Origin of the sequence: Anaerosporobacter sp., assembly GCF_031551385.1 — a bacterium.
In the GTDB taxonomy this organism is placed as follows: domain Bacteria; phylum Bacillota; class Clostridia; order Lachnospirales; family Lachnospiraceae; genus Anaerosporobacter.
In genome coordinates, this window is sequence record NZ_JAVBNS010000097.1 from 1 (window position 1) to 14,097 (window position 14,097).

Annotated in this window: 11 protein-coding genes and 1 pseudogene; all 12 read right to left on the reverse strand. The window is 36.9% G+C overall.

Translation table 11 applies throughout. The features are described from left to right. Positions 1-1,115, reverse strand: a pseudogene (locus tag RMR19_RS09065) (hypothetical protein); the annotation flags it as partial. A gap of 794 nt (positions 1,116-1,909) precedes the next feature. After that, positions 1,910-2,494, reverse strand: coding sequence for a thiamine phosphate synthase (locus RMR19_RS09070; RefSeq protein WP_310603172.1), 585 nt, complete (start codon positions 2,492-2,494; stop codon positions 1,910-1,912). Next, entirely contained in the window at positions 2,487-3,632 is a 1,146-nt protein-coding gene (gene thiH / locus RMR19_RS09075; protein ID WP_310603173.1) for a 2-iminoacetate synthase ThiH, read from the reverse strand. The genes RMR19_RS09070 and thiH overlap by 8 nt, the downstream gene beginning before the upstream one ends. 18 nt (positions 3,633-3,650) lie before the next feature. After that, a complete protein-coding gene (locus tag RMR19_RS09080; RefSeq protein ID WP_310603174.1) occupies positions 3,651-4,445 on the reverse strand; it encodes a thiazole synthase in 795 nt (264 codons plus the stop codon). Positions 4,446-4,630: 185 nt separating this feature from the next. Continuing rightward, a complete protein-coding gene (gene thiF / locus RMR19_RS09085) occupies positions 4,631-5,272 on the reverse strand; it encodes a sulfur carrier protein ThiS adenylyltransferase ThiF (protein WP_310603175.1) in 642 nt (213 codons plus the stop codon). Further along, entirely contained in the window at positions 5,272-5,469 is a 198-nt protein-coding gene (gene thiS, locus RMR19_RS09090; protein ID WP_310603176.1) for a sulfur carrier protein ThiS, read from the reverse strand. The genes thiF and thiS overlap by 1 nt, the downstream gene beginning before the upstream one ends. A 723-nt stretch (positions 5,470-6,192) precedes the next feature. Next, positions 6,193-7,395, reverse strand: a complete 1,203-nt coding sequence (locus RMR19_RS09100; protein ID WP_310603178.1) for a hypothetical protein — start codon at positions 7,393-7,395, stop codon at positions 6,193-6,195. A gap of 34 nt (positions 7,396-7,429) precedes the next feature. After that, positions 7,430-8,398, reverse strand: a complete 969-nt coding sequence (locus tag RMR19_RS09105) for a hypothetical protein (protein WP_310603179.1) — start codon at positions 8,396-8,398, stop codon at positions 7,430-7,432. Between the two features lie 56 nt (positions 8,399-8,454). Next, positions 8,455-10,008: a PAAR-like protein gene (locus RMR19_RS09110; RefSeq protein ID WP_310603180.1), complete on the reverse strand. Its 1,554-nt coding sequence runs from the start codon at positions 10,006-10,008 to the stop codon at positions 8,455-8,457. A 505-nt stretch (positions 10,009-10,513) separates the two neighbouring features. After that, positions 10,514-12,208, reverse strand: coding sequence for a hypothetical protein (locus RMR19_RS09115; RefSeq protein WP_310603181.1), 1,695 nt, complete (start codon positions 12,206-12,208; stop codon positions 10,514-10,516). Positions 12,209-12,623: 415 nt separating this feature from the next. Beyond that, complete coding sequence (locus RMR19_RS09120; protein ID WP_310603182.1) at positions 12,624-13,403, reverse strand: ABC transporter ATP-binding protein; 780 nt, start codon at positions 13,401-13,403, stop codon at positions 12,624-12,626. Between the two features lie 112 nt (positions 13,404-13,515). Further along, the coding region (locus RMR19_RS09125) for a FecCD family ABC transporter permease (RefSeq protein WP_310603183.1) at positions 13,516-14,097 on the reverse strand (582 nt) is incomplete at its 5' end.

Consider the following 14,097-nt stretch of genomic DNA (forward strand, 5'->3'; position numbering starts at 1 on the left):
TCCCCCAACTGTCCACTCACAGGTATGGCAAAGCTACCGTTATCTGCAACTGTTACCTCAAACTCAAACTCCTCCGTGCTGACTGGGGCATTTACCACTTGCAATTCGCCTGTACTGTGCACCACCTTGCGTGCAAACACGTCAGAGTGGAAGTATTCCACATTTGTATCATTACCGTCAGATGTGACAAAGCTGTATGGCATAGCAGCTTTAACGTAGAGTGAAACACCCACGTTCATACCAGGTGCGGGTGCTGTATCGGTTGATAGTGTGATAACTTTGTTGGTGCTTAGATACACATTGTTTAAAGATTTATCCACTTTAGTATTGCCTGCAATCACCGTAGTTCCGCCCAGAGTAAAAGCACCATTGTTATATACACCACCACCGTAATTTGCAGTGTTTCCAGAAATTTCACCACCGGTTATATTTAATGTGCCTCTGTTGTTATGTACGCCTCCGCCATAGAGGGAAGCATATTCAGGGGTGGTACCAAGTGAAGAGTTCCCAGAAATTTTACCGTTCGTCATGGTGAAGGTTGCCAAGCCTACATGAACACCTCCGCCTTCGCCGCCTTGTCCGGTTATTGAAATATTATTAGAAATTTCGCCGCCGTTCATTGTGAATGCACCACTAGTTACACGAACACCTCCGCCGGATCCTTCGCTGTTTTTATTATTAGTAATTGTTGTGCCATCGTTCATGATTAAATCACCGCCTACGACATAAATGAGCGAACCCATTCGACCGGTATCACTAAGACTGCCGCCTTCGCCGCAATCGCCGTCGATAGTAATATTCTCCAGCACCAACGTACCTTTCTCAACAGTAAACGGATTGCTTGTATTTGTGCATGTGATTTTATAGCCACCGTTGATGGTGAGTGTTTTGTCAACTTCATTTATTCTGTAATTGCCAGCCAAAGTTATGTCATTACCAAGGGTTATAGTCACATCTCCACTGCTTAGTTTTGCAAATTCGGCTGCAAAAGTGATTTCATCAGTAACAGTTTCCTCTGCCTCTACCCCTATGGCTGTCATCGGCAACAATGTAAGCACCATTACCATCACTAGTAAAAAGCTGATTATTCTTTTTGGTTTTCTTGTTTTTTGCATTTTATTAGTCCTCCTTGATTGTTTTTATACATTTAATTTTGCTACACTACTTGAAATAATATAGCAAAGTAATGTTATCCGATTGACACACAAAAGTTCAACTTCTTTTTAAAATTTTGTTCCGAATCCAAGCCCTTGCTTCGTTCGGGAAACACAGCCAAGTGCGAAGTTTGAGTAATCTATAAGGAAATCATCAGATTTAGAGCTGGAAGTTTATCTGGCTCTAATTTTTTGACTCTAAATCAGATGCTTCTCTTATAAATTATAAACGATTTTCATCAAAAAGTATACGGGCAACTTTATTTTTTGAATGCCCAACATCGTTATTAATCGTTGCCGTCGTTGCTGCACTATATCTACTATTGCAGAAAAAGCTTGGTTATATTATGTATTACAGAACAGTAAGTCTGACTTATTCATTAGTTCCGTTTTAAAAGAAACCCTTATAGAAGCACTTTCAGCCGACATCAAATTGTCCGAATATCCACTTCAAACGGACTATATAGACATCAGAGAATTTTCTGAATACAACCGATTAAATATCACCACTGAATTGATTTCATGATTCCCATAACCGCGCATAATCTCCGATTAGCGCGGGTTGATTTGTCGTACTTCTGTCGTACCATAAACTTTACAACTTCCAAACCCTTGATTTTAGTGCATTTATTTATTAGGTGTCTTCATCATCGAAAAATTTCAACCCACCACGAATGACGCATTTTTAACGAACCGAATTCCGTTGCTATAAACATTTTTTGCATGAGCAGTAACCATTGTTATGTTATCTTCCATCAAATCTCTCCGTTCATCCTCAAACATATCTCCCCGTTCATAAAGCTTGACATCATGCAGATGCCCTCCGCTCCCTGTGCAATTACCTCCACTGCATTCTCCATTGTAATGCCACCAATTCCATACACTGTGACTGTCACTGTCTCACAAACTTGCTTTAAGTACTGGGTTCCTCTTGGTGAAAGTCTCTTCTTACAATCTGTCGCATAGATATGCCCTGCGGTAATATAAGTTGCTCCTATATTCTGCGCTTCCATCGCTTCCTCCACCGAATGCGTAGAAATTCCAAGCATCTTAAATTGCTTGCAATCTTCTTGCCTTTCTTTCGCAATTGCAAGAGGTAGATGAATACTATCATGTTTTAGTTTTTTTGCTACATCCACATAAGTATGTAAGATGCATCTCTTCTTATATGAGTTGCAGATTTCTATTACTCGCACCGCCAATTCCTCATATTCTTCTTCCGTTAAATCCTTTTCCCTCAGTACAATACTGTCTATTTCACTTCTTGCAATCTTTTCAATCTGTTCTAGAAAATCACCTTTGCATAACTTCCTATTTGTTATTGCAAATATTTTATACATAGATATAATCACTCATTACCGGTTGCATCCCCTGTCTTTTTATTGCCTCGTACACTTCTTCCACATTCCTTCCATCAGAGATTTCAAACTGCTCATCTCCTCTTGCCGCTTCATCCTCTTGATGCTCTCCGATACCAACAGAAACGCCTGCTGAAATCTTCGTAGCTGCAATCGCAATTACATGATCTCTTACCCCTGCACTCTCCCTTGTTGATATCGTTATATTCGCAAATGGCATAAACAAACGATAGGCTGTCATTACCTGCAACAACTGCGCTTCCTTCACATCCATTGGATTTATCTTATCGTTATTAATAATTGGACGAAGTCTTGGACACGAAAATGCGATTTCTGCATGAGGATATTTTCGTTGAAGAAGGTAAGCATGGTAGCCAGTTGCCAATGCATCTTTTCTAAAATCAGCCAGCCCAAGTAGTGCAGCAAATCCCACACCTCGCATTCCGCCACGAATTGCTCTCTCCTGTGCATTCAATCGATACGGAAAGACTCTTTTGTGTCCGGCAAGATGAAGCGTCTCATATTTATCCGAATTATACGTTTCCTGAAATACAGTAACGTAATCTGCACCACATTCATGTAGATAAGCATATTCATCCGTATTCATCGGATACACTTCAAGCCCCACTACATTAAAATACTTCTTCGCAATCTTGCAAGCTTCTCCTATATAATGCACATCTGACATCTTCTTGCTCTCGCCAGTCAAAATCAAAACCTCTTGAAGACCCGATTTCGCAATCTCCTTCATCTCTGTTTCAATCTGCTCTTCATTCAACTTCGCCCGTTTTATGTTGTTATGGCAGTTAAAGCCACAGTAGATACAGTAATTCTCACAATAGTTTGCTATATAGATTGGCGTAAACATATATACTGAATTTCCGAAATGTTTTCTTGTCTCAAGCTTCGCTTTCTGCGCCATCTCTTCTAGGAATGGCAATGCCGCTGGGGACAAAAATGCTTCAAAATCTTCTACCGTACATTTCTCATGTGCAAGTGCCATTCTTACATCTTGTTCTGTATACCTATCATAGTCATAGGCATTCATTCTCTCGATTACTTTGGATTCGATATCTGAATTTAATACTTCCATGTCTGGAAGGTATGTCATGTGATCCATAGGGGGTCCTCCTTTTGTTTATTCATGTAAAAAGCCTGTTAATGGGGATGATGCACTTGCGCCCTTGTCGATGACTCTGCCAAGACCTGCAAGATATGCTTTTCGTCCAGATTCAATTGCCATCTTGAAAGCAGATGCCATGGCTGGCACATCTCCTGCGGTTGCAATTGCTGTGTTTGCCATAACCGCCGCTGCTCCCATTTCCATAGCCTCACAAGCATGTGATGGTTTTCCGATTCCCGCATCCACAATAATCGGCAAGTCTATCTCATCAATTAATATCTGTATAAAATCTTTCGTACAGATTCCTTTATTCGTTCCGATTGGTGCACCAAGTGGCATAATACAAGCAGCTCCCGCATTCGCCAAGTCCCTTGCCACATTCAAATCTGGATACATATATGGCATAACGACAAAGCCCTCTTTCGCAAGAATCTCTGTTGCTTTGATTGTTTCTTGATTGTCGGGTAATAGATATTTGGTATCTCGTATTACTTCAATCTTTACAAAATCCCCACACCCAACTTCTCTTGCCAAACGTGCAATGCGAACTGCTTCGTCTGCCGTTCTTGCTCCTGATGTATTCGGTAGTAATGTTACTCCCTTTGGTATGTAATCTAAGATATTCTCCATTCCACCTTGGTTCGCTCTGCGAAGAGCCAATGTAATGATTTGTGCACCAGCTTCCTCTACTGCTGCTTTGATTAAATCTAAAGAATACTTTCCTGAGCCTAGAATAAATCTTGATTGAAATTCATGTCCTCCAAGTGTGAAGGTATCGTTGTTTGTTGCATGTGTATATGTTTGATTCATTGTTTTGTCCAGCCTTTCTTGTTTGTGTTTGTGCATATATTTCCCATCAACTATTTAGGAAGTAATTGTATGCGGATTTTCTATAAGTGAAAGTCAAATAAAAACTAGTGTCGGTCTGAAAACGCTTGTACTGGGCTATGAATTTTCTGACATACCCATATACCCATGGAATAACAACCGCCAAATCACACTTCATCTTCCCCAAGAATCAACCGCACAATCATATTCGCCTCATGCGATGCGCAGATTCCAATCCTTGGTGCCATTAACCCATTGCTTACTTCTATCCCCGTCGTTCCATCTCCACATAGATAAAAATTCTTTGCAACTTTCCTAGTCTGTATTGTATTACTACTTTCATAGCCTGCCATACCTGAACCCGCAACTAACCGCTTATTCGGGTAATGTTCAAAGAAAGCATTCACTAGCATTGCCTTTGCCTCTGGTCTATCGAATGCCTCACAGATAATTTCATCTTCCTCAAACAATTGTTTCACATTCTCTTCTGTTACTTTCACCGTATCCATTCGTATATCCAGATATGGATTAATCGACAAAAGCTGTTCCTTTAATGCTTCTGTTTTATACATCCCAAGGTCACTCATTCGATATTGCTGACGGTTTAGATTACTCAAATCCACTTGGTCAAAATCAATCAGATGCAGTTTTCCTACCCACACTCTGGCTAGTGCTATCGCTATCGTCGAACCAAGTCCACCCAAACCCGCAACTGCAACTTTCGCATTCCATAATCGTTCCTGCACCTTTCTTGTATGCCGTTTGCATAATTCCTCATATACTTCTTCTCTTGTTGGATAATGATTCATCAGCCACCTCCAACAAATGTAACAACTTCGATTTCATCGCCATCTTGCACCATCTCTTGTCCGTAGATACTCTTTGGTATAATCTCACCGTTTTTCTCTACTGCAATTTGTGTCAGTACATAGCCTTGTTCTTCTATTAATTGTTGTAGAGTAGTTGGATTGTTTAATGTTACTTCTTTTCCATTTAAGCGAATCATAGATACCTCCTTGTAGTTTTCTTATTGTTTTGTTGTTTTTTTGTTGTTTATCATTATTTATATTTTATAATTGTTCATAGGCTGTATAAACATATAGTAACGTTTGCAATACCTTTTAGGGAGCATTCCCTAAGTATCATTTATTTATAGAATTCATAGAATGTTGTACGATACATTTCAATAAAAACTGCTTATACTTATAAAAACATCTATCGTTATACACAAAAAAGGTTCACAAAGAAATACACCCGCGGTGGTGTACCCCTTCGTGAACCAATTGTTTCACTCTATGTTTTCTATATGAAGTTTTGTATAAAATTCTTTTCTTTATACTCTGTTTTGTCTATATAACCTGTCTTGATTTGGGGTTAACGATATTAGAATACGTTTATTAATATCTTCAACCTAGATTATTTTACTCAGATTAACAATTGATGTCAAGAATATTTATGAACATTTTTTACATAGTATGCCTCATGTCGCGAACTCACCTTATCTTCACTCTCCTTTTGCGCCCCAACTTGGGGCATAAATTGATTTTTTAATATTTACGCATCAAGTTGAGGCGTAATCTCGATATTTGAATACAATCTATAAAATTGATTCATATACTGTAAGTTTCTTGGAGAAAATGACTTGATCTCTGGCAATTCTGCAACTAAATCTCGACTAATTTTTTATAAAAGTAACTCCCCCACGATGCATTCATCTTCATCATTTCATCTACTCCAAACTCGTTACTTGAATACACATCGAATCTTTATACCACACCATATTTACTTCCCCTATGCTACCTTCATAGTATACCTCTTGTCGCGAACTCACCTTATCTTCACCCTCCCAATACTTAATTTTTGCTTCCTTTAACAGTTGACCATTAAAATCATATTTTTGCACAATATCCGATTCTATCAGCAGAAAATACTCATCACTTACTTTAACTTCCTTCAAGTATACAAAATCCCTCAATCTCTCATCTTTCAGTACGATATCTTCTTCTCTCAACAGAACCGTTTCTTTCCCTTTATCTGTTTGTAGAACAAGTTCATTCTGCCTATCATCCCAACCTTCATCATCTTCACTCAAGTCAGCAGTATTCTCTTTTCTTATGTAATATAATCCTTTCATATCATAGTCTTGCAAATAAACATCTTCCGAATCCACTCTTTGCTTAATCACACCATCTCGACATACATAAATGTTAAAACCTCTTCGATTACAAACTTCTTCAAATGCAATCGCACCATCTTCACGTACAACAAAGTAATCGATTCTACCTCCACTATAGGGCTCAGGCTCTTCGCCTGCTCCATAATGTTCGGCTTCTTCACAAAGTACTCCTAGTTCATCATAATTACAAACACTTTTCTTTTTATAGGTCTTCAAATCCATTGCATGAATACTATATCTCCAAAAATCCTTTCCTTCTGGAACATAATAAAAATCATAGTATAGCTCATCCCCTATAATCCAAACTATTTTCCCCGTACTTCTACACCAATTCTTCTCATCTACTAACTTTACAATGTTGTATTCTCCTGTTTCTATATCCTGTATGATTGCTACTTGATACATAATTTCGTCTTCCATTCGAATATATGGTGCTATATAGATTAATCTATCTTCATATCGAAAAACTGCATCCAGACTTCCACCGCCTTTTAAACCTAGATAGCTCCAATACGGCTTTCCATTTATATATGTTTCTTCTAATGAATCTTCAAACACATATCCACCATCTAGCGTTGTAATTGTAATTCCATTTCCCTTGGCAATTCTTCTTTCCTGTAACGAACAACGTACAAAGTTCTTTTTCCTCTCTTCGCTTAATTTCGCTTTATGATAAAAATTACAGACCACTAAGATACTGATTACACTTACCGCAATAATTCCCACTGCAACTTTCACACACTTTTTCACTTTCATGAGACCTTTCCTTTCCTTTCCTTTCCATATTCTATCAATTAAATTCTCCAAACAATTCTTCATAGGTATATGTCACTTCCTTCAATCTGTACCTCGACAAATCCCTTGCCGCATCAAATTCTTTTTTAACCGCCAAGTATTGGTCTTCGTACACTCTAAAAAAATATGTTCCACTCCATCTTGCATAATACCCTTGTTTTTCTATATATTCTGGCAGTTCTATTTGCTCTTCTTCATTGTAATAGTTCGGTAGTCCGAGCATATATATTTCTTCATATTGATCAATTTTTCCTTTGTATCTTCCAGCCCAATAAAAAGATAGAGTGCATATATCTTCTCCGTTTTCATCTAATTCATAAACGCATTGCAATAGTCCATCGCCTTCCCATATCATCTTTCTAGTACCATTTAGGTCTATGTAGGAATTTTGTATCTCATACCATAGCAGATACTTGTCTGTATCAATGCAATATTTAAATATATAAATAAAGTCTCCTCTATTTCTCACACATAATTCTGGTGTACTATCCCCATCTATATCAAAAAAATAATACTCATATTGGCTTAAATTAAATACATCACGTTCATCCTCTTCTTCATATAAACAAAAATGTCCAAACTCATTCAAATAAACCTCTTCTTCCTTCCCCGTCGCTGGATTTTCCACTGTAAATGTCACTTCATTATTAAGCAATCTATTAAACTTCTCTCTATAATAATCATAGACTTCTAAGTTTCCTTTCTCAAATTCTGCACAAAAATCAATTTTTGCATATTCTTTTTTGAGAAACTCATACGCCTCATCGTTTATATACTCCATATTCTCATATGGAAAATCAGAACAACGATCATATATTCTTATTGCGGTTTTAGCAGCACGGAAAGGTTTTATTTCATTTAAGAAGTCTTTCTTTTCTCCGTTATTTATATTTATGGCTGTCAGAAAAACTATTAGCAGTAATAGTATTAGTAATGGTATTAAGAACATCTTTTTTCTTTTCATTTTATATCACTCTCCTTCTCTTTATTGAAAATATATTTCGTGTATCTTTTCAGTTTCTATTTACTACCACCTGGATATGAAATCACTTTTACTAATTTATATTGCTTAGTATCTATATCAACTGTCTGCCCACAAAATTCTATCACGTTACCATTACAATGATCTAAAGAGCAAACCAGACTTCCATCTGCATTCCAAGAATTGGGATATGCTATTCCGGTCTGTAATATTCCATTTTCTACATTCACAAAAGCCTTCTTAATTTTATCCTTATTGTCTTTACGCTTATGCGTATTTTTTTCATACCAATTATAGTCATTATAAGAATGCGCCTTCCAATCACCTACTATACACTTAAGAATTTTTTGTTTTTTTGTATTTATATCTTCAAGAACAACATCTATCTTTTTATTAATCAAAATAAAGTCATCATCTTGAATCTTCCCATCATCTATATAGTTTGGATTAAGGATTTTAGGTCCTACTGCCACTACATATCTGCCTTCAGCATCTATATTTAATACTGTATCATAATTCCCCTGCCCTGGAGCCCCCCATTTATCCACTATAGATACCTCTTTCTTTTTAACTTTTTCACCAATCTTATATGTCATAGTCACTTTTTCCGGAAAAATCGTTTCCACCATCTTATCTGGCATGGCATTTTTATATAGTATCCAACCAGTTTGCTTCTTTTTATTACTATCCATATACTCTACTTTTAACCATAATCTATCTTTCTTTTCAGAATCATCTTTTTCTTCATCTTTTTTAGTTATTATGTTATTTGTCTTGCTATCTATGACAACCATGATTCTTTCTTTTGGTGCAAATGATGCTAGCTTTGTTGCTTTCTCTGTAGGTCTGCTTCTTACAGAGGCTCCAGCCTTATGTATTATAAAATATTTCTTTTTCTCTTCCTCTGCTTTCTTCTTCGCTTCCGCTTTCTTCCTCTGCCCCTCCTCTAAATAATCTTCAATTGCATGTGCCTCTACCTCTGATTCCTTCAACAATAATTCCATAATCTTTGCCCTTGTCTCAAGATCTGCGATACCACTTACATGTAGTCCGTACTTCTTTTGAAACACATTAACGGCTTGCTTTGTTTTCGCTCCATATTTACCATCTACTACAAGCATTCCACACTTAAGCGTTATTAGGTTTTCCTGCAATTGCATAACCTCTTTACCTCTGCTGCCATACTTAAGCATTCTTTTCAATGTAGAAATACGCTCATTATCAATTTTTGTTTCCTTTCTCTGTATTTCCTCTCTCTGTCCATTATCAATGATGCTAATTATTCCACAGTTAATGCATGGAAGACAACTGCTTGCTGTTAAAGCTCGTTGCTTCCCTACTAGGTAGTCTCGTTTACCACCTAACCAGTCATTATGTAAATTGGGCTTACATTCCGTTTTGCTCTTATTACAATATCCGAATGTATCAATGTTAGTAGGTACATCGTGGTCTGTAATTACAGCTTGATTTTTTCCCTGCACCTTCACTCCATGACTCTCTGTAACATGTAACGTTGTAGTCTTCGTCCCCATTGTACATTTCAACACAGCTCCATCAATTACAATTTCTTCATTCTTTACATCTAAACTCACATTATCTCTCCTTCGTATATTTTCCTGTAATTTTTTTCTTCTTTTTCTTCTTTTAATACTTTGATACCTATATGACTATTAACAGTTTTCAATTACTATATTTTACCACATCACTCTTTTGTAACATATAGTCAAATAATACTAGTTTTTAATTCTTTTTGGAGTTTTAGACAGCAATAAAGTATGGTAACCTATTTCTAGGTTATCCCCTTATCAAACCGCAGAGCTCCAATGGCAACTTTCATATGTATTAATATTAAAAACAATTATTGCTGTCTGCAATTTTCATATACCAAAAAAGACACAAAAGCTCTTCTATTTAAGATAAATAGTCACTTTCATGTCTTGTCGTATTTTCTAAATCACTAGCTTTTCCTATATCTATTGGGATTTTTGCCTTTGTAACAGAGTAATTATTCCATCAATTTTAACTTCTTTTTGCAAGCTTAGTGAATTCTCCATTTTCACTCCCCCCACTACTTCCAAGCATATTTAAACATCCTTTCTACTCAAAAAGATATATATCTTCGAACCCATTTCCATAACTACACCAATAGAAGCATGCCCAAGGTCTTTCTTCTTCCCCTTCATAAAGAAAAATGTTAACATGACCACCATGCGTTACATAATAATCATTGCTTATCATTCTCCCCTTATCATCATAATATATCCTTCCGGTGGGATCCGTCGTTCCGTGTGTCCACGAAGAACAAACATATTCCACCTTTTCTATATTCCCATTCTTCTGATAGTTGAATTCGATTTGACCCGAGTAGTCAATCGTTTCATCCCAACTTCCCCAGCCTCTTTCAATGTCCTCCGCTAACATGCTCTCTTGCAATGCCACTAACCTGCCCTCTTCTCCAAAAACACATTTTGAAGGTTTTGAAAGATATGTTCTCCAACCATTATTAGCAACGCTTCCTTCATAGGCTATAAGATTCCCCGCTTCATCAAACTGCGCATCCTTCTTATATAGACTGAATTTATGATTGCGACACAATGTATTTAATAAATCATAACCAGCATCAATATTCCATGAATCGATTACAAATGGAATTGGCACATTACGACTATACTCATAAGTAACATTTGCCATTTGTTTTCCTTGGGCATCATATAATTTCTCACATGTCGTATTATTATTGGTACTAATGTCATAAATTATATTTCCTGCCTTGTGCTCCTTATTGATTTGAAGTATTACGCAATATAAACCGTCTGTATAAGCTCTTTTATCTGCTTCAAAATCAACTAGGTAATTTCCCCACATATGAATAATAAAACAAATTCGATTGTCCTCCATCAAATAATATTCTACTAGAGGATTTCCTTTTTCATCATAACTAATTCCATCTGGCTCAGTTTTTTCTATTTTTATGTACTGAAGATAGTTTCTAATAAATTCTGTTTTTTTATTTTCTTCACAAGTTTCGTCCCACTTTTCTTCATATGGGTCATAATGCGCGGTATCGTTCAATTCGGAATATTCCCATGCATAAATAGTTTCATCATAGCTGTGACTCGCTTTCAAGTCCTTATCATATTCCGTATCTATCTCCGTTTGAACTATTTCTTCAAACAGATCATCATTTGCCCTGTAATCAATATAACTTATGATGCCGTCACTATGTACACGAACCGATAGCGTCGCTTTTTCGAAATAGTATGTTGCATTTCCATCTCCATCCCAGTTAACATTTTCTTCGTACTCATCTGGTTCACCTAAAATATCAACAATCTCTTCAAAATCATCTTCTGATGTTTTTATACCAAAGAAGTCATCCCCACAAGAAGCTGTCAGTCCGCTGAAACGGTTGCCCTTACCACTAAAGTAAAAGTGCACACTATGATTTCCCCATTCTTTTAAATGGTAAAAGAAGTCTCCATCTCCAGACCAGCCAGCTATTTCAAAGATATTATAGTCAAATGCATCACCTAGTTTAAACCCAACCAGTGCTTCTGTATTTCCATCTCGAAGGTATATCAAGCTTGGAATTTCCTCTGTCTCATTGCTTTCTAATTCTACTTCTTTCTCTGCTTCTTGTTCTGCTTCTAGTTCTGATTCTGGTTCTGCTTCTGACGTATTATTCATCTCTTGTCCGACAGAAATATCTTTATTAGATGTTTTCCCGCAAGATGCTAGTATTATTAATACTGCACTTAATGTTACTAATAATTTTATCCTTTTTGTTTTCATAATAATCCTCCCTGAATTCAATTGGCATTACTACATTTCACTTACTCTAAACTCGTTACTTGAATAACCATCGAATCTTTATACCTCACCATATTTACTTCCCCCTTGTTCTGTTTCTATGCTATTCAGATTTTCATTCACTTTTTCGTACTACTGCAACCTGCATTCACAAACACCATACACAAATCCTTTGCCCTCCACATTTTCAATATATCACGATATTGTTTCTTTGTTGCATCATAATGCGTATTCTTATATAAATTTTCAATGACACCACGCAAAAAATGCACTGGGAATTCCAGTGCAAATGCTATAATTACTATATAATTGTCCCTAATGCTTGATAAATCAATTTCAATCTATTCCCAAGCATTTTATTAAGCATGAAACCCATGCCCTTTTCTCCTTTGCATCATCAAACATTAAAATCCACACAAATCGGATACCTTCCCGTCTCATCAACTTGCAGTTTCGCATCTATGCCATATAAAGTATTTAGATTCTCACTTGTGATAACATCAAGTGGCTTCCCTTTGAATACAACATTCCCTTCCTTCATTCCTATGATGTAATCTGCAAACTTGGTTGCATTGTTTAATTCATGAAGCACCATAACAATCGTGCGGTTCTGCTCGCGATTCAGTTTTTGTAGTAATAGTAGAATCTCCAATTGGTGCGCCATATCGAGATACGTTGTTGGTTCATCAAGTACAAGGATCTCTGTCTCCTGCGCTAATGCCATAGCAATCCATGCACGCTGTCTTTGCCCTCCAGACAGACTATCTACTGCACGATTTGCAAATTCTGATATTCCTGTAACTTCCATCGCCCAGTTTACCATATCGATATCTTCTTGCTTTAATCCACCTAGAGCACTTTGATATGGGAAACGACCATAGGAAACTAATTCTTTTACTAACAATCCTGATGGCACAGTTGGACTTTGTGGCAGTACTGCCATCTTCTTTGCAACCTCTTTCGGAGCTTGTTGCTTGATGGATAGACCATTTAGCTTAATCTCGCCCTTACGGGGAATAAGAATTCGTGCAATTGTTTTCAGCAACGTAGATTTTCCGCAACCGTTCGAACCAATAATCATCGTAATCTTTCCCATAGGGATTTCTAAATTCATCTTTTCTATTATATATTTCTTCTCATATGCAACATCTAAGTCTTTTACTTCAATTGCTTTCATAATCTTTCTCCATTAAATATTTTGGTATTCAAACATTCAGGCACTAACTACATTACTAGCTTATCCAAACAGTTACATTTCTAATATTTTCACCAGCAAGACTTCTGCTACTCTAATCTTCTTTCAACATCAAATAGATAAAATACGGCACACCAATAATCGAAATCATAATTCCTGCTGGTATCTCAATTGGTGAGAATGCATTTCTTGACATCGAATCCGCTACTATTATAATAATACAACTGATCCCTGCTGCCATTGGTATCTGTCTGCGATGCACTGGTCCAACAAGTCGCTTTGCGATATGAGGCCCAAGCAAGCCTAAGAACGCAATATTTCCTGCTACAGATGTTGCCAATGCAGACAAGATAACTGCACAAAAGAATAACAATCTTCGTTCTTTCTCAACCTTCACGCCAAGCCCGATTGCAATCTCGTCGCCCAAATCTAAAACGTCAAGTATCTTCGCTTTTCGTATAATTAGAATTAAGAATACGATTACTAATGGTGTCACAAGCCAGAAGAATTTCCAACTGCTTCCCCATAGACTTCCACTTGTCCATGTCAGCACTTGATTGTAATCCCCCTTCGACATATTAAGTTGATATAGCGAAATAAATGCGTTAATACCAACATTTACGCCAATACCAGTAAGGATTAATCTAGTCGGAGATACTCCTCTTTTATAACTTAA